Origin of the sequence: Thalassotalea euphylliae, from assembly GCF_003390375.1 — a bacterium.
Lineage (GTDB): Bacteria > Pseudomonadota > Gammaproteobacteria > Enterobacterales > Alteromonadaceae > Thalassotalea_F > Thalassotalea_F euphylliae_A.
In genome coordinates this window covers 550414-568367 of the sequence record NZ_QUOT01000001.1, presented here as the reverse complement: position 1 = coordinate 568367, position 17954 = coordinate 550414, and the positions used below count along the sequence as shown (strand labels likewise).

18 protein-coding genes and 1 pseudogene are annotated in these 17954 nt (G+C 42.6%); 8 read left to right on the top strand and 11 right to left on the bottom strand.

Annotated elements, in window-relative coordinates; all coding sequences use genetic code 11:
• Nucleotides 1-6: 6 nt before the first annotated feature.
• The 5 genes from DXX94_RS02565 to ccoN all read right to left on the bottom strand — a co-directional run bounded on the left by DXX94_RS02565 (nt 7) and on the right by ccoN (nt 4071).
• Nucleotides 7-501 carry a FixH family protein gene (locus DXX94_RS02565; RefSeq protein ID WP_116000415.1) on the bottom strand — a complete coding sequence of 165 codons (495 nt, stop codon included), beginning with the start codon at nt 499-501 and terminating at the stop codon, nt 7-9.
• Nucleotides 502-825: 324 nt separating this feature from the next.
• Entirely contained in the window at nt 826-1800 is a 975-nt protein-coding gene (gene ccoP / locus DXX94_RS02560) for a cytochrome-c oxidase, cbb3-type subunit III (RefSeq protein WP_116013671.1), read from the bottom strand.
• Nucleotides 1800-1973 (bottom strand): cbb3-type cytochrome oxidase subunit 3, encoded by a 174-nt coding sequence (locus DXX94_RS02555; protein WP_116000412.1) that lies wholly within the window; start codon nt 1971-1973, stop codon nt 1800-1802. The genes ccoP and DXX94_RS02555 overlap by 1 nt, the downstream gene beginning before the upstream one ends.
• A gap of 5 nt (nt 1974-1978) precedes the next feature.
• Nucleotides 1979-2623, bottom strand: coding sequence for a cytochrome-c oxidase, cbb3-type subunit II (gene ccoO, locus DXX94_RS02550; protein ID WP_220347692.1), 645 nt, complete (start codon nt 2621-2623; stop codon nt 1979-1981).
• Nucleotides 2624-2646: 23 nt separating this feature from the next.
• Complete coding sequence (gene ccoN / locus DXX94_RS02545) at nt 2647-4071, bottom strand: cytochrome-c oxidase, cbb3-type subunit I (protein ID WP_116013669.1); 1425 nt, start codon at nt 4069-4071, stop codon at nt 2647-2649.
• Between the two features lie 280 nt (nt 4072-4351).
• Between ccoN and DXX94_RS02540 the strand changes: the two genes are divergently transcribed.
• Nucleotides 4352-4816, top strand: a complete 465-nt coding sequence (locus DXX94_RS02540) for a hypothetical protein (protein ID WP_116013667.1) — start codon at nt 4352-4354, stop codon at nt 4814-4816.
• Between the two features lie 119 nt (nt 4817-4935).
• On the opposite strand, the gene DXX94_RS02535 is transcribed toward DXX94_RS02540, so the two are convergent.
• The 3 genes from DXX94_RS02535 to gloB all read right to left on the bottom strand — a co-directional run bounded on the left by DXX94_RS02535 (nt 4936) and on the right by gloB (nt 8185).
• Nucleotides 4936-5553, bottom strand: a complete 618-nt coding sequence (locus tag DXX94_RS02535; protein WP_116013666.1) for a LysE family translocator — start codon at nt 5551-5553, stop codon at nt 4936-4938.
• Between the two features lie 148 nt (nt 5554-5701).
• Entirely contained in the window at nt 5702-7321 is a 1620-nt protein-coding gene (locus DXX94_RS02530) for a lytic transglycosylase (protein WP_116013664.1), read from the bottom strand.
• Nucleotides 7322-7405: 84 nt separating this feature from the next.
• Nucleotides 7406-8185: a hydroxyacylglutathione hydrolase gene (gene gloB, locus DXX94_RS02525; RefSeq protein WP_116013663.1), complete on the bottom strand. Its 780-nt coding sequence runs from the start codon at nt 8183-8185 to the stop codon at nt 7406-7408.
• Nucleotides 8186-8306: 121 nt separating this feature from the next.
• Between gloB and DXX94_RS19445 the strand changes: the two genes are divergently transcribed.
• The 3 genes from DXX94_RS19445 (at nt 8307) to DXX94_RS02505 (ending at nt 11059) form a co-directional block, all read left to right on the top strand.
• Entirely contained in the window at nt 8307-9221 is a 915-nt protein-coding gene (locus DXX94_RS19445; RefSeq protein WP_258872081.1) for a methyltransferase domain-containing protein, read from the top strand.
• Between the two features lie 91 nt (nt 9222-9312).
• A complete protein-coding gene (locus DXX94_RS02510; protein WP_116013661.1) occupies nt 9313-10071 on the top strand; it encodes a DUF1223 domain-containing protein in 759 nt (252 codons plus the stop codon).
• A gap of 85 nt (nt 10072-10156) precedes the next feature.
• The gene (locus DXX94_RS02505; RefSeq protein ID WP_116013660.1) at nt 10157-11059 is read left to right on the top strand and encodes a haloalkane dehalogenase; all 903 of its coding nucleotides are present in this window, start codon (nt 10157-10159) and stop codon (nt 11057-11059) included.
• Between the two features lie 101 nt (nt 11060-11160).
• Here the strand turns inward: DXX94_RS02505 and DXX94_RS02500 are convergent, their stop codons facing one another.
• A complete protein-coding gene (locus tag DXX94_RS02500) occupies nt 11161-11580 on the bottom strand; it encodes a hypothetical protein (protein ID WP_116013658.1) in 420 nt (139 codons plus the stop codon).
• A 220-nt stretch (nt 11581-11800) separates the two neighbouring features.
• On the opposite strand from DXX94_RS02500, the gene DXX94_RS02495 reads away from it, so the two are divergent.
• The 4 genes from DXX94_RS02495 (at nt 11801) to DXX94_RS19180 (ending at nt 14567) form a co-directional block, all read left to right on the top strand.
• On the top strand, nt 11801-12658 hold the full coding sequence (locus DXX94_RS02495) for a LysR family transcriptional regulator (RefSeq protein WP_116013656.1): 858 nt from the start codon (nt 11801-11803) through the stop codon (nt 12656-12658).
• A 159-nt stretch (nt 12659-12817) separates the two neighbouring features.
• Complete coding sequence (locus tag DXX94_RS19240; RefSeq protein ID WP_116013655.1) at nt 12818-13120, top strand: hypothetical protein; 303 nt, start codon at nt 12818-12820, stop codon at nt 13118-13120.
• Nucleotides 13121-13181: 61 nt separating this feature from the next.
• Complete coding sequence (locus tag DXX94_RS02485; protein ID WP_116013653.1) at nt 13182-13982, top strand: methyltransferase family protein; 801 nt, start codon at nt 13182-13184, stop codon at nt 13980-13982.
• Between the two features lie 396 nt (nt 13983-14378).
• Complete coding sequence (locus DXX94_RS19180; protein ID WP_147302232.1) at nt 14379-14567, top strand: hypothetical protein; 189 nt, start codon at nt 14379-14381, stop codon at nt 14565-14567.
• 208 nt (nt 14568-14775) lie between these two features.
• Here the strand turns inward: DXX94_RS19180 and DXX94_RS02480 are convergent.
• Nucleotides 14776-14928, bottom strand: a pseudogene (locus DXX94_RS02480) (IS110 family transposase); the annotation flags it as partial.
• 148 nt (nt 14929-15076) lie between these two features.
• Nucleotides 15077-17695, bottom strand: a complete 2619-nt coding sequence (locus DXX94_RS02475) for a TonB-dependent receptor plug domain-containing protein (RefSeq protein ID WP_116018241.1) — start codon at nt 17693-17695, stop codon at nt 15077-15079.
• Nucleotides 17696-17954: the final 259 nt, after the last annotated feature.

Here is a 17954-nt window from a genome sequence, read left to right as displayed (position 1 = left end):
ACGTTATTACTGAGCTTGTGCTGGGTTTGGTATTAACTCAATGAATTCTTCTTGTGGTAATGCAACTGTTGCTTGCACTTTCCAGTTGTTTTCAAAAGATGAGAGGGTAACACGCCACTTGCCAGATACTGCATCTTCAAAGCGGTGTCTGAAATCACCATTGCCGTCAGGCGTTAGCGCTAAGTAAAAATCTCTTTCTTCTAGCGTTGGGTGATAGAAATTGGCATTAATTACTGGAAATTCTTTTTCAATGCCGAGTGGGCGAATAACTAATTCATTGTCAGAAAGTTTTAAGCCGAATTTCATGCCAAGTTTTTGAGCAAGCTTAACTTTAGACACCTCAATATTAATTGCCTTACCCTTTTTATAGTAGTCACCTACCACTAAGTCATCGGGGTCGGTGTTTGCAATAATCACGGTAGTGATACCTGCGATCACCGCAGATAAAGGTAGGAAAAAGACTAACCAAGCCCACGGCTCTTTATACCAAGGAGTTTTCATTAATTTATTCTACAGTCTAGTTACGACAAATAAGGGCAATATTGTAGCGTTTTTCATCGTCGGGCTCTACGATTTAATCGAAAATTTAAGATCTGGGTCAATAAAATCTAACCGCACAATTTTATGAGCAACATCTATAAAAAGAGTGACTTAGGTTTGCGAGTAATCTATGTAGCTCTGATGAAAACCTTCTAGTGAAAAACGGGTAGGTGTTGAAAGCCCTTTTAAATAAAAGGTTAGGAGTGTGAGCGTTAATAGGGCATAAAAAAACGCCTTGCTAATTGCTTAGCAAGGCGTTTTTAAAAAGAAACTTGCGTTTATTGATTACTTATTAGATAAGCTGTAAACGTAAGCACTGATAACGTGAATTTTCTCTTCGCCTAGGATATCTAACCAAGCTGGCATTACACCGGCACGGCCATTGCGAATAGATTCTTCAACGGCTTTTTGTGAGCCACCGTATAACCAGATGTTGTCGTTAAGGGCAGGTGCACCAAGTGCGATACCCATAGCATTACTGCCTTGACCTTCTGGACCGTGACATGCTGCACACATTGCGAACTTAGGCGCTGCTTTTGCTGCGTCTTCAGCGTTAACTTCACGGCCACTTAAGCTTAATACGTAAGCTGCCATTTCTTTAACACCTTGCTCACCACCTAGTGCTGATTTCCAAGCCATCATACCGTTAGCCTTACGGCCGTGGATTAATGAGTGCTTGATGTCAGCTGGTGTGCCGCCGTATAACCAATCGTTGTCGGTTAGGTTAGGGAAGCCAGTTGTACCGCGTGCATCAGAGCCGTGACATTGTGCACAGTTTTGTAGGAACAAACGTTGACCTACTTTACGTGCTTCTTCGTCACCCGCTAAGTCTTCAATGTTACGCGCTGCGTATGCTTCAAAGATTGGGCCGTATTTTTCGTCAGCTTGCGCTACTTCACGGTCGTACTGGTTAAGTACACCAGAATCCGATTTTAAGTTAGCAGCAGTTAACGCTTTAGACTCTTCGATGCTCATAATACCTTGGTTAGATGACTTCCAGCCAAAAAGACCTTGCCAGTTACCTAAACCTGGGTAGAAAAGTAAGTAGCCGAAGCCCCAAATGATAGTAATTAGGAAGAATGTAGACCACCACTTAGGAAGTGGATTGTTTAACTCTTCGATACCATCAAATTCGTGTCCCATAGATTCGCCTTCAGGGACACCAGCGAAGTTCTTTAAACACCAGCGTAATAATAGGTAACAACCTACTAACGTTCCTAGTGAAAGAACAGTAATCCAAATACTCCAGAAGCTAGACATTATTTATTAGTCTCCTGTTTGTTTACCTCATCTTTGTGGTCTTCTTCGAAAATAGAGTTCGCTGCTTGGTCAAAAGACGATTTGCGACTCTTGCTGTAAGCCCAGACCACAATGATGATAAAAAGTGCCAATATTAGAAGGGCAATTAACCCTCTTAGTGTTCCATAGTCCATGGTGATTACTTCAATGCGTGACCTAACGACTGAAGGTAAGCGATGATAGCTTCCATTTCCGTTTTACCTTGTACGTCAGAACGTGCATTTGCGATGTCTTCAGCTGAGTAAAGTGGAATAGGGTTGCCATTTTCATCTTTATGGCCACGGTTACGAGTTAACATGTTGAACGTTTCTAACTTCTTCGCAGTTAGCTTGCCGTCTAACGTGTTCTCTTCTAACCATCTGAACGATGGCATGTTTGACTCTGGCACTACCGAGCGTGGGTCGATTAAGTGAGCACGATGCCAGTCATCACTGTAACGGCCACCTACGCGCGCTAAATCAGGACCAGTACGCTTAGAACCCCATAGGAACGGGTGCTCCCATACGTGCTCACCAGCAACTGAGTAGTGACCGTAGCGTTCAGTTTCTGCACGGAAAGGACGGATCATTTGACTGTGACATACGTTACAACCTTCACGGATGTATATGTCACGACCTTCCATTTCTAGTGCAGTGTATGGACGTAAGTTAGTTACCGGCGTCGTTGTTTCTTTTTGGAAGAATAGTGGGGTAATTTCCACTAAACCACCAATACTGATCGCCATAATCGTAAAGATGAAGAACCAGCCAACGTGCTTTTCAACTTTTTCGTGCTTGTTTTGCATATTATTAGCCATGATAACGCTCCTTAAGCTGCTTCAACTTTCTTAAGGCTACCGTTTTCAGCACCTATGGTTTTTAACATGTTGTAGATCATGATACCGAAACCAGCTACAACTAATACACCACCTAAGAAACGCATAAAGTAGAATGGGTAAGAAGCCGTTAAGCTTTCAACAAAGCTGTAAGTTAACGTACCGTCAGTGTTAACTGCACGCCACATTAAGCCTTGCATTACACCTGAAATCCACATTGCCACGATGTATAAAACGATACCCGCAGTGTGCATCCAGAAGTGGATGTTGATTAAACGAACGCTGTACATACGCTCTTGGCTAAATAACACTGGAATTAAGTGGTACATTGCACCAATTGAAACCATTGCAACCCAACCTAACGCACCTGAGTGAACGTGACCTACAGTCCAGTCAGTGTAGTGAGATAGTGCGTTTACAGATTTAATCGCCATCATTGGACCTTCGAAAGTAGACATACCGTAGAAAGATAATGAAACGATTAGGAAACGAAGAATAGGGTCATTACGTAGTTTGTGCCATGCACCAGACAACGTCATGATACCGTTGATCATACCACCCCAAGAAGGAAGGAATAATACAACAGACATTACCATACCTAAGCTTTGTGCCCAGTCAGGAAGTGCTGTGTAATGTAAGTGGTGAGGACCTGCCCAAATGTATAACGATACTAGTGCCCAGAAGTGAACAATAGATAAACGGTAAGAGTAAACTGGACGTTCTGCTTGCTTAGGTACGAAGTAGTACATCATACCAAGGAAACCTGCTGTTAGTAGGAAACCTACAGCGTTGTGACCGTACCACCATTGCATCATTGCGTCGATTGCACCGGAGTAAATCGAGTAAGACTTCATACCAGAAATTGGAATTGCCATGCTGTTACCAATGTGCAATACCGCAACGGTAATGATGAAGCCACCGAAGAACCAGTTCGCAACGTAAATGTGCGAGGTCGTTCGTTTGATTACAGTACCAAAGAATACAATTGCATAGCTTACCCAAACTACCGTGATAGCAATATCAATCGGCCATTCTAATTCAGCGTATTCCTTACTTGAAGTGTAACCTAACGGTAGGGTGATAACGGCAGCAAGGATAATTGCCTGCCAGCCCCAGAAGGTGAACGATGCTAAGCTGCCACCAAACAATGCTGTTTTACAAGTACGTTGTACAACATAGTAAGATGTAGCGAAAAGTGCACTAGTACCAAAAGCGAAGATTACCGCATTGGTGTGCAGTGGACGTAAACGGGAGTAGGTTAGCCAAGGAGTATCGAAATTTAGCGCAGGCCAAATTAATTGAGCTGCAATTAAGACACCAACTAGCGTACCTACAAACCCCCAAATGACAGTCATCACAGTAAATTGACGTACAACTTTCATGTTGTAGTCTACTGCTGCTGTATTACTTTGACTCATGTTATGGTTTCCGCAGTTTTTAGTTATTCATTAACAGAACGTGGATTGCGCCTAATGGCCCGCAAAACGATCTCACTTAAAGCTAACCTTAAGTTATAGACCAAATTTTGTGAGTCACCAGCGGTTCTCCAACCCGTGCGCATATTAAAGAGTTACCCCCAAAAAGTCATTAGCGTTACGGGTAAAACCTGTTCTAAATCAAAAAAAAACTGAGATATCCGCCATAATCAATAAAAATACCAGTAAAATACTATTTTATCGACCGTGGAACGGCAGTGTTGTGACGAAAAAATACGCTTATATCATTTTGTTTTTATTCTCTTTATTTGGCTGTAAACCAAGCGATAATCGCATAGATATTAGCCATGAGGTTGGCTGCATCTATGGTCAGTCTAGTTGTCAATTATCCACCCAGTTTGGCGAGCTTAGTCTAGGTTTTAATACTAAATTCTTAGTTGCTGAAACGCCGTTTGAGATGCACCTCTTGGCGCTACCAAGCGAGCTTACTGTAACCAGCGCGCACATGGCAGGCGAAGATATGTATATGGGTAAAATCCCATTGTTTTTCAAACAGGTAAGTGATGGTGGCTGGGCGGCGAAAACCATGTTCGGTAGCTGCGCACAAGCGCATATGACATGGCGAGTGTGGTTAACGCTTGAATCGGCGACTGGCGAGACACAAACAGTCAGTTTTACCGTGCAAAGTTTTCAAAGTTTCAAGGCCATACCTGAAGATTTATTGTAATCTTGGGGTATAGTCTTGCGGCTTAGTTTCTAATCATGACTGCCATCTATGGTTTTGTCCATGGCTTTTATACTTCACTTTTATCTATGACTTTTATAGTTCACTTTTGTAAAAGGCTGCTAGCTAGCAAATAGCCATAGTGCGACACAAACCATCAACCCGCCTGAAATTCTATTGAGTAATTTCACGTTGCCCTTCGAAGTGAGTAACTTACCTATGGTTTTCCCACCAGCTGCATACAGCATCATGCAAATAAACTCTGAAAGTAAAATAATGGCGACCAGAAAGCTTAGCTGAGGTGCTAGTGGCATTGATTGGTTAATAAAAGACGGTAGTAAGGAAACCATAAATGCCCAGCCTTTTGGGTTTGCTATTGCGGTGACAAAGCCTTGTGAAAAAAGTTGTAGCGGCTGTCTTTCCACATTGGCGTCTTTACTAATGGCAAGCTTGCCTTTCGATCGCCACATGTTAATACCTATATACGCTAAATAAATGCCACCGATAATTTTTAGGGTGGCGAATGCGCTAGGGTAGTTAAGCATTACAGCTGCGACACCCATCACCGCCGCGATGGCAACGCTAGCAACGCCTAATAACTCTCCAAACATCATAAATAGCGTGCGCCTGACGCCAATAGACATACCCAGCGTCATTGCTAAGGTCATACACATACCAGGTGTGATGCTAACGAAAAAAATGGTTGGAATAAAAACGGCGAGCAGAGTGGTATCTATCATTTGATATTAGAAAGTTTGTAATTTGTACCAGTTAAACTAAAAGCCAAAACCACAGTGTATTAGCCTAGTGAAAAACGGCTCCTTGAGGAGCCGTTTTAATCATATTGATTTTTTGAGGCTTAATCGTGTAAGCCAAAACCGTTTACGCCTAAATGCTGTTGGTAACGTCAACAGACAATTTCAACATTTGGCCTGGTTGTAAGTAGTTTTTGCGACTTAAACTATTCCAGCGCTCAATATCTTTAATGGAAACGTTAAACTTATTCGCAATACGGGCAAATGAGTCACCACGGCGCACTTTGTAGGTAATATTGCGCATGACAACCTGTTCAGCAGGTTTACTGGCTGATTGCTTTAATCCACTTTTTTGCCAAATCACGAGCTTTTGACCTGGTTTAATGTAGTCACGCGGTGCCATACCATTCCACTTCGCAATGCTCTTGGTAGAAACATTGTATAAGCGGCTAATGTCCCAAAGCGTGTCGCCTGATTTCACCTTGTGGTAGGTTTTGATGCCAGTGCGTTTGCGCTGCTGGGTTTTGGTCAAGCGCTGTTCTTGCGACAAAATGTAGTCATCAAGCGCTTGCGCCGCGACAGGGATCAGCAAATGTTTACCTGCGCGAATATTATTGCCTTTGATACTATTGACCCTGCGGATCAGCTCTGGCGTGGTATGAAACTTCTTGGCAATACGAATTAAGCTGTCACCTGACTTGATCTGATAACGCTGCCAAGACAAACGCTCTTTATCGGTTAGCTTTGCTAAACCTGTCTCAAAAGCCTCAACTTTTGCGGTTGGTACAACTACATAATGTGGCCCGTCGGGATCGGTTGCCCAACGATTAAAACCTGGGTTTAGTCGTTGAAATTCAGCAAGAGATAAATCAGCTAACCGTGCGGCTTTGGCTAAATCGAGCTGAGATTTAATATCAACCGTTGAAATCACTTGATTGTTATTAATTTTGTATAAGTTTAAACCGAAATCGTTGGGACGCTTGACAATATCAGCCAGTGCTAGCAATTTGGGCACGTAAGCGCGAGTTTCTTTAGGTAAATCGAGCGACCAAAAGTCAGTAGGCTTGTTCTTACGTGCATTAGCTTTCATTGCTCGTTTGACTCGACCTTCACCTGAGTTATAGGCTGCTAGGGCTAATAACCAGTCACCGTCAAAATATTTATGTAGGTATTTAAGGTATTTAATGGCGCCATCGGTTGAGGCAATCACGTCGCGTCTGCCGTCGTACCACCAATTTTGCTTCATGCCAAAGCGTTTACCTGTACCTGGTACAAATTGCCACATGCCCGATGCTCGACCGTGAGAGTAGGCAAACGGGTCAAAGGCACTTTCAACAATTGGCAACAATGCCATTTCAATTGGCATATCGTTTTTTTCAAGCTCTTGTACTATGTAGTGCAGAAATGGCTCTGCGCGCTTTGCAACGCGATCTAAATAGCTTTGGTGTTTTGCATACCAGTTGCGCTGCACAACAACACGTTTGTTTTGCGGGATATCGAACGTAATTTGTTGTTGAATATGTTGCCAAATATCATCTGAGATATGGATGTCATCATCCGCTAAATTAATATCAACGTCAGCTACAGGATGAATAACGTCTATGGATTCATCAGCCATTAATGCTTGATTGATTTCAACCGGAGTCGCGATGTATTCATTGGCGGCGATTAAATCAGATGATTGCTCTTGCTGTGTGGTTTGACAGCCGAGCAATAGTAAAGAGGCCGATATTGAAAGTGTTAACTGCTTCATAGACGCTTATTTTGACAAAAACTAACCGAATTCTACTGGTTTGAATAACTAATTCAAGTTGTTATTAAATTTCATCAATCGTCGCTAAAATTCATCTTTCCAGCGCCGAACCGCAGCGAACACGTCAACTTCATTACAGAGTGTTACGCCTGTGTATGATTGTGCGCTTTGCTGAACTTCAGCTTGGTCAGCACGTAAAAAAGGATTAATCGCCAATTCTCTTGCTATTGTGGTGGGTATGGTAGCTATTTGCTGTGCTCTTAATTGCTTAGCGGTTTCTACATACTCATTGAGTTCTGCATTGTTTGGCTCTACGGTTTGCGCAAACGCTAAATTAGCTAAGGTATATTCGTGCGCACAGTACACAGTGGTTGTTGGTGGCAATTGTTTTAGCTTGGCAAGCGAGTGATGCATTTGTGCGGGTGTCCCCTCAAATAAACGTCCACAACCGCCACTAAATAGTGTATCGCCACAAAAAAGAACATCGTCGTTAACGTAAACAATATGGCCTGCGGTGTGACCGGGAACATCAAGCACCTGCAAACTCAGTTGTGGCTTATCGATATCTACTCTATCGCCCTCGGTTAATGGATAACGACAAAGGGGAATATTTTCAGTGGCAGGGCCATAAACATTGATGTCGTCACCATATTGCGCAACAAGCGCTTTAACAGCGCCAACATGATCACCATGATGATGAGTAATCAATATATTGGTCAGTTTCAGGTCGTTAACTTCGATGTAGTCTATGCAAGGTTTAGCCTGGCCGGGATCGACAAGTGTTAGTTCAGGTTCATTTTCTTGCGTAATTGCCCAAATATAATTGTCGTTAAATGCATGAATCGCCGTTATATTAATAGTCATAGAGTTGTTTAATTCGCTAAATGTGCCCAATTGTTGGCTAGTATAACTAAATTAAGCCGTTTGCATAAAAATAACGAGTAATAGTCATGGGTGACAATAGCTGTTGGAGTACTAGATAACGATGAAATCGGCTTTAGCCTTCCGAGAACCGAGTTCGCCGCAAAGCTGGCAGTCATTGCCGATGGGCAATGTGATACTGGATGCGATTAATCAAACAATCGCGCCGTGGACTGCGAAATTCTTTGGTTATCATCTGATGAAAATAGGGGCATTGAGTGGCGCTTTGGATACCCACTTATCACCCATTAACCATCAAATCACTGTCGCTCATTGTCGCCATAATAGTTCTGTGATTGCTGATATTGACGACTTGCCGTTTATCGAACACAGCGTAGATGTATGTTTACTGGGTCATGCATTAGAGTTTAGTGTTGATCCGCACCATGTGCTTAGGGAAGCGAGTAGGGTGCTCATTCCCAATGGCTACATGGTGATTACCGGTTACAACCCGATAAGTTTTGCCGGATTAAATAAAATACTGCCATATCGGCGCAAACAAATGCCATGGCGAGAGCACTTTTTTACCCCGATGCGGGTTAAAGATTGGCTTGAGTTGATGGGCTTTGAGATTTTGGAAGATACGCGTTTACTGCATTCAACACTAGCTGGGCAAGCCCCATTAGCTAATCAAGGACCTGCTAAACAAACAGCAGTAAAACAAGAATCAGCTAAACAAGTAGCAGATACTGATGGTAATGAGCAAGCTTTGCCACAAGGTACAATAAAAAAAACATGGAAAAAACTCGCGCAAGCTTATTTTCCCGCTATTGGTAGTATTTACGTGATTGTCGCGAAAAAACGCGTACACCCACTGACACCGATAAAACCTAAATGGCGATTACGCCCAAGTCTACAACCAGCGCGAGTGCCGTCGATGAATAGCAATAGGCTGAACAGTAACAGAATCAACATCAATAGACTGAATAGCAATAGGGTGCTTAGCAACAGAAACAGCAAGGCAACTAAAAATAAGTAGTGCTTTAACAAACTGCCCTTGTGCGTAAAAAGAAATTTTATTGTCGTTGGCCGTTTCTTAACTAAGACAGCCCGTTAACAAACTCAATGCGATGAAGTTACTATCAATGCCAAGTGCCGTTACCTTGACGTTTTCCTATCTGTGCCTGTTACTTTCCTTTGGCACGTTTTCTCAAACCTTTGTTAGCCCAAAACAACAAGTTAACTTAGTAGAAGTATATAGCTCTCAAGGTTGCAGCAGCTGTCCTCCTGCAGAAAAGTGGCTGAGTCAATTTAAAACTGACAAGCGCCTATTTGAGCAGTTTATTCCAATTAATCTTCATGTCGATTATTGGGACTATATTGGCTGGAAAGATCCTTACGCCATGCGTGCTTTTACTAAACGTCAGCAAAATTACCAGCGCCTTGGTCACACACAAAATATTGCTACCCCAGGTTTTGTGGTTAACGGCAAAGGGTGGAATGGTTGGTTTTACCGCCAAGAATTACCGATAGATAACGCGTTAGTCGTTGGCGAGCTTAGTGCCAAAATTGATGAACAACAAGTAACGCTGACCTTTGAAGCTGAGCAAGCCCTGCCGCCATATGTTCAGGCACACGTTGCGATTCTTGGGTTTGATCAAATAACCCGCGTTACTCGCGGTGAAAATAGAGGAAAAGCATTGCCACATGATTTTGTTGTGATTGACTACCAGCAATCCAGTGTCAAAGTCAGTAATACTCAGTTGACGACGAGTTTGCCTATTCCGAACAGCGGTAAGTTTGAGTCAACCCAAAAAGCAATTGTTGTATGGCTTTCTAAGCGATTTGACCCCAAACCTATACAAGCCGTTGGTGGTTGGTTAGATTAATGTCGCTGACTATAAAACAAACAGCCACAAAGTATATTTATTTACTAATCTCATAAACGTGAAAAATAAGAATAAGGAATCGAGTATGCCGATAGTTGCACTGAGAACGCCTGAAGAAAGATTTTCATTACTTCCAGCCTTTCCATACCAGCCTAATTATGTTGACGATTTAGAAGGTTATGAAACGCTTCGTATGGCTTATATTGATGAAGGTAGCAAAGATGCCAACGCCACTTTTCTTTGTTTGCACGGTGAACCAAGTTGGAGTTATTTGTATCGTAAAATGATCCCTGTGTTCACTGAAGCGGGTTATCGTGTTGTCGCGCCTGATCTTTATGGGTTTGGTCGCTCTGATAAGCCGGTTGATGATGATACATACACCTTTGAATTTCACCGAAACAGCTTAATACGATTAATTGAGCGCTTAGATTTGAAAAATATCACCTTAGTCTGCCAAGACTGGGGCGGGATTCTAGGCTTAACCTTACCCATGGATATGGCCGCTCGCTTTGATAATTTATTAGTGATGAATACGGGCTTGCCCGCCGGTGACGGTGCAACAGAGGGCTTTTACCGCTGGCGTGGATTTTGTGCCAGTGCACCAGAAATTCCAGTTGGCGGTTTAATTGCGACAGATGCCGGTAGTGCAATGAACATGCTAGATGTTGTTGCTTACGATGCTCCATACCCAGACAATAGCTACAAAGCAGGAGTGCGCCGCTTCCCCCAATTAGTGCCAGTAGACCCAGATATGCCAGCTATTGATATAACAACGCGCGCTCGATCATTTTGGTCTAACGAGTGGCAAGGGCAAAGCTTTATGGCAATTGGTATGCGAGATGCCGTGTTAGGTGAAAAATCTATGGAAGTACTAAGGTCGTTTATTAAGGGTTGCCCAGAGCCCATGAAGCTCGAAGAAGCAGGGCACTTTGTTCAGGAATACGGCGTGCCCATTGCCAAGCAAGCATTAGCTAAGTTTGGTTTATAAATTCGTTTAATAACTTTGTGGTAGGTATACGTTTGGTATTGAGTGTACCTACCATTTAGCTTTGTCAGAATGTCGCTGTGTTAACCCGTGCTAAATTGTATTTACTTGTATGAGTCGGCTCTAGAATAAATCGAGAGTATTGGAAATTTATGCTCGCCAAAATTAATGGTTAATGACAGAGTTTCTCCAGCTTTAAAATGTTGCTCGACATCTATCGGGTTAATTCGTTCGCCATTTGCCGTTAGTGCCAGCAAGTGTTTTTGATCTAGCATTCGCCATCCGCTCGCTAAATTCCTGACCGTAACCACAGCCCAGCGCTCACCCGCTTGATTGCTCATCAAAGCATAATTGATAACCGCAAAGTCACTTTTACGAGGCTGTAGGTTTTGCTCATTGGGGTAGGCCAGCTCAAAATTTTCGGGAATCATGCGGTCAATGCTCAAGGCCTGTTGATTCGCGAATGCATTTACTTTGAAAAATGCCGAAAAAAGTAAAAGTGATAGCACTATCTTTTGTATCATTAATGGTTCCAGTTAATAAAGTTTGACAGTCACCTTAGCGGCTTACTTTAGCGACATACTCTAGCAACCCACGTTAGCAAAGCCTGCTTAACCTAACCTGAACTAATGCTACCGACTCTCGTCTCGCTTTCGCAGCGCACTCTAAATTGGCTTGAGCTTCTTGGTTCAACTAAACTTTCTAAGTGCGTATATTTCCTTCTTTCACCTGTATTTAGATACTATGAAACTCAATACCGATCGATTGAATGCGTTTTATCAGGTGGCACTGGATAAGAGCTTTTGTCAGGCGGCTGACAACTTGTTTATTACCCAATCAGCCTTGTCCCAGCGGGTACTTAAGTTGGAGCAGGAGCTGGGCACCAATTTGCTGATCCGTAGCCCTGAAGGCATTGGTTTGACAGAGCAGGGGAAGATCCTTTTCGAATATGTGTCGGATTTGCAGGCACGCGAGCAAGATGTATTGAATCAAGTGACTGGGCGCAGCGCCATCGCTAACGGCATTATCCGTGTCGGGGCGTTCAGCTCAGTGATGCGATCGGTGATCATGCCCTCGTTATTGCCTTTGATTAATTCTCCCCATCAACTGAAGGTGGAGTTCTTTTCCAGAGAGCTGCGTGAATTACCTCCTTTGCTATTGTCCGGAGAAGTAGACTTTATCGTCGTGGACGCCGAATTCACTGATCCGCGTCTGCAATTTGAGTTACTTGGCCACGAAACCTTAGTGCATATACGTAATAGGGCCAGCGAGCATCGGCTGGATCCGCCGATCTTTCTGGATCATGATGCGCATGATGTCACCACCTACAACTTTTTTGACACCCAAGGAATGGCGGATTTTGAGTTCGACCGCTGTTTTTATGATGACGTCTACGGTTTGATAGATGGCGTTCGTCTGGGATTTGGTGAAGCTGTGGTGTCTGAGCATATTATTAAAGACAGTGATGATTTCGAGATTGTCACCCACGCGAAAGCCGTCACCAGCCCAGTCATTCTCTGTTATGTGAAAAACCGCTACATGTCGGCATTACAAAAACAGGTTATTGAGCATTTGCAACAGAATGCACCTCGTCATTTGTAACCACCCTAAAATATTATTTTTTGCTCTTACAACAGGCTAATACATTGTATTTCCTAGTATTAAAGCAATTCTTATAGGGCAATTAAATTTAATAATTGTACCTTCTTAGCCGCTGTCATTAAGCTTGGTTTCGTCCAATAACGGAACGGGAAAAAGACGATGGTTAAGCAAACAAACACAGCACAAAGCTCGGTAAAAAAAGACTCGGCAAAACCTCAAGGGCAATCATATGCTACTGCAAAGAGGTATTTGCAATACTTTTTAGGGCTGTGCGTGCTCTTCATTGTTTCAGCGGTCTCTTTCTGTCCTGTCACTCAAGCTGCACTAGCAAACGTGTTGCTACCAATAATCCCTTCTTTGAAATTAAGTGCTTTGACATTCAGTACTGAGGGGATTGCCTATTCGGTTTTCTTCGGCTTATTGGTGATTGGACTAAGCATACGAACCAAGTATCAGGGTTGATACTCGGGAATGAATTGATTGATGCAGAAACCGACACATAACTTTAAATTAGGATGATTCCATGAAAACATTACAACTTGCTATTAGCGCGGCCATATATTTGCTGTTTTGGTGTGTGTTCACGTATCTACTGGTCTTTTTAGGTGGACCGTTCTTTAGCTATTATTTTCCTCTGCCGGAAATCATTAAAACGGTAGGAAGTGGCCCAGTTTTTGGCAACATTCCATTGTTACCAGCAGTGATAGCTAATGCCTTACTTATTGTTGCCTTTGGGGTACAACATAGTGTGATGGCCAGATCAGGATTTAAAAAGCTTATCTTGAAATGGATACCTTCGTCGCTGGAGCGCAGTATATTTATGTTGGCAACCTGCTTGGTACTCATTTGGTTCTATTTGGCATGGCAACCTATCGACATTATGGTCTGGCAAGCCACAGGAACGACTTCGACTTTGCTGCAACTTAGCTTCTTCGCTGGTGCAAGTTTGGTGTTGTGGTCAACCTTTATGATCAGCCACACGCAACTTTTTGGGATAGCTCAGGCTTGGTATGCCTATAAAGAAAAACCTATGGTAGAGGAAGATTTCAAAACTCCATCTTTGTATAAAATTTCTCGCCACCCTATGTATCTGGGCATGTTGATTGTGTTCTGGTCAACCCCTGAGATGACAGTCGGGCATCTGGTTGCGGCAAGCTTGTTCTCTATTTATGTATTCATTGGCATAGGATATGAAGAGCGTGACTTGTTGGCGAGATTTGGTAAAGCCTATGCCGACTATATGGAGCGGGTACCGCAGTTGTTACCCATCGGGTTAAAGCGAGTTCAAAGCACAAAACAGCAACCAGCAAAAGCCCGTACATGATTTATCCGCTGAATAGTTAGTGACCCCCGATAAAATAATGTGAGATTTTTGTGCAAGTGGCTGTTTATCTGAGTAATAAGCAGCCATTACGTAATAAAGTGGGGCAACTAAAACCACACATATTCACCTTTTCTCTCAAAAGCCATTAAGAAAAACATTTTTTAATTTTCACATGTATATAAATACAGATTACAATAAATCCTTCTTTCCGCGGTGAAAGCGTGCAAATTGAGCGGCCTCTTCCAATATATACTTTTTCATATGCTATAGGTTGTTGACTAGCATTGAAAAGTCCTTTCAACTAACGTAAATATGAATAAATAAAATTATGAAGGGAATTGTGGAAAGCGCGCAATTTGCCTTCTAATAAACTGTTAAATTCCACAAGGTAGTCTGGTGTATAAAATAATTATATTAATGCTCTTATTTGTTTCTTCTTATACAGATGCTTCTGAGAATAATACATTAGAAGAATTAACTGCTAGTCTCGAAAAAATTAGAATAGATCATAATATTCCATCTTTAGCTTTAGCTATAATTAGCTCAGGAGAGGTTGACAGCAGCTCTACATTCGGCGTTTATTAGCATACTGCCGTAACAGCTTGTGCTATTGCCCTGATGATTTGCGCTTGAGCATGGCCTCATTCGTTAAACAGCGTCTTCTCTTTCAAGAAATGCGCTTCCCGATTAAACAGGCTTTTATGCTCTCGGTCTGACCATGTTATCGTCAATCGCTCATGCTAAGACGCGGTGGGGTTAACCGTTAGGGTTACCTTTACAACGTCAATCTTTTCTATTTTACATAATCTATTTGGTATTCGTTTTTACTTCGCAGCAATGCCCATATCAACCGTGCATTCTTGGCCGCAAGCGCGACGGTTGCGTGTTTAAACCCTCGTCGCTCAATTAAGTCTTGTATCCATAAACTGGTTCTATCTGTTTTGTGCAGTAAGTTGGATCGACCAGACTACCAGTTCAAATGGAAGTGTTAAAGTTAGACTCGGTTTTGCTTTGCTACTTATTTTAGCTTGTTAAAAATCCATAAAAAAAGCCCGACTATTGTCGGGCTTTTTAAGGGTGATAAATTATTTAACTTAGAACTTATATGTTGCTTGTGCGTAGGCAAAACGGCCTTGACCGTTATGAACGTTGACCACAAAACCCATAAAGTCGTGGTAAGCAAACGGAGGTTCTTCATTAAACAAGTTAGTTGCACCTAACGTTAGTACAGTGTCTTCAATGCCGTAGTAGTTGATCGTGGCATCAACAGTAGTCATTGAATCAACTTTCTTATCGATGTTTAACGATGCTTCTTGGTCAAACTCACCAATGTAGTTAACCGCTACCGTCGCGCTAAAGTCATCTTTTAACCAGTCAACTGACGTTGTCCAACGTACTTCTGGTTGTTCGAAACCACCTTCTTCTGTACCACGGAAATCCTCAAACTTAGTTACGTAGTTCATGATGTAACCAAAGCGGAATTGACCGTATTCAGTTTCTAGGTTGTAACGAATATCAATGTCTAAACCTGAAGTTTCTAAGTCACCAATGTTTTGGAAGCTGTCGTTAACTTGAATAACTTCACCTGGGTCACCAGGAATTGAAGTAGGGCGACGCTCAACAATGTTTGGATCTAAACCAAAGTTGTCCATTACAAACTGAGTATCAGAGTCGATAATGTCTTCAATATCGTAGTTGTAGTAGTCAATTGAGAAGCTTAAATCGTCGGTAACGTTGTAAATTACACCAAAGTTGTAGCTTTCTGACTCTTCTGGGCCAAGATCTGGGTTACCTTCGAACACTGCTGTATATTCTTGAGGATCACATGCACGGTCTTGATCGCCAATTAATGCACAGCGTTGCGTATCAACTAAGTTAGGTGATTCGTCGGTGCGGCCTAAACCTAGCTGGTGTAAAGAAGGTGCACGGAAGGCTGTACCGTATGAGCCACGAACACTTAAGTCATCACTTGGTGCCCATAAGAAAGACACTTTTGGATCGGTCGTCGTACCAAAGTCTGAATAGTCTTCGTAACGTACCGCTAGTTGAACTTCTAAGGTATCAAGCACTGGGATTGCTAATTCACCGAAAATGGCGGTGTTGTCACGTGAACCATTTGCTTGAGTTGCTTCGGTACCGAAGATGTCACCTCGTAGGAATTGATCATCTGGGTTATCAGCAATGCTTTCTTCGCGGTACTCGGCACCTAATGCAAGTAGTAAGTCACCGTGTTCCATTTCTAGCACAGGGCCAGAGATTTTAAAGTCAATTGAGCGGTTAGTTGATTTACCGACACGAACAGTTGTTGTTTCGATGTAATCAAGTGATTCTTGCGAGTTAGCAGAAGGCTCAAACGGGTTCCAGTAAAGGGTTGTACCATCATCTAACTGCACACCGTCAATGGCTTCTTGGATGCGACGAGAATTCGGGAAGCCGTCAACACCACGCTCTGTTGATTCGCTCTTAATGTAGCTGTAAGCAAGTTCCCAGCTCCAGTCGTTAACTTCACCTTGCAATCCAAGAATTGCGCGGTAGTAGTCAGAGTCAACACGCTTCTCACGGTTGCCAATATCTACGGTACGACGACGCATGGTTAAGTCTTGTTGATAGAACGGATGATCTGGCATATCGGCAAATGGATGATTTGGGTTGTCGCCAGACATAAACAATTCGTTGAAGCTTGGGCTACCTGCACCGCGAACAATTGATTTTGAGTTTTGACCGTTTAACTCAGCAAATGCACGTACCGTGTCGTTAATTTCGTACTTACCCATGTAGTTCCAGCTAAAGCGTTCTGCATCTGGGATCATGGTCATGTGTGGCGCGTAATCGTAACGACAAAGGTTGTTATCAGGGTCTTGGTCTTCAACTGGACAAATGTCGTTGCCGAATAAGTCAATCAAACGATTTGACGGATCAGAGGCAAGGGCTATTGTACCTGGAATACCTGAAGATGAACGGAAATCAGTTGCTAATGGGTCGCCAGTTAGTGCTGCTTGGTTAGCTGAACGAGAATAGTCGCGATCAGCGTATAATACTTCTTCACGATCAAAATATTCTAAGATGAACGTATGGCTAGATTTTTCAGTTTGATTACCAAACACTAAGCTAATGCTTTGTTCATCACCACCACCATCTGCGGTTGTGCCCACTTTACCTGATAGTTCAACACCATCAACATCGTCGCGAAGTACAACGTTAATTACACCTGCAACAGCGTCTGAACCATAAGTTGCAGAAGCACCATCTTTTAAGATGTCTACACGTTTAATGGCAGATAATGGAATGTTGTTGATATCAACGAAAGCGGTATCAATACCTTTTGCGAATGGACTTACCGAAACACGACGACCATTTACTAAGATTAGCGTTGAATCGGCACCTAGGCCACGCAGTGATACTGAAGAACCACCATTGGCCGTATCATCTGAGCTGTTTGCTTGGGTTGAGAAAGTCCCTTGGCCAGAGATAGGTAACTTAGTGAATAAGCTAATTAAATCTGTGACACCGGTTTTTTGAATATCGTCTGACGATAAACTTGTGATCGGTGATGGGCCTTCCATACTGGTACGTTTAATGTGTGAACCAGTAATTTGAATGCGTTCGATTTCTTCGTTTGCTTCTTCGGCTACAGCGTTGAAACTTTGAGAGGCAAGCAGTGCTGCTGAAATGCTAAGCGCAAGTGACGTTTTCTTTGAAAAGAACTTTGTCATTTCCATATTTCCTTTTGCGTTATTTTGCTTTTGTTATTTGTGTCAAATCCTGATGGTAAACCATTGTTCACAAAGTGTTACAGGGGAGAAGCACTTAGTTCACTCGGTACAACATGACGCTAATTTTGTATCAAATAAATCAGCATATAGAAATAGGGTATATGTATATAACTTAATCAAATTGTAAATTATTCTGTCCGTAAATTATGCAATTTCTGCCTGCAGCCCTTGTATACACTTAGTTTCTTTACGATTTAGT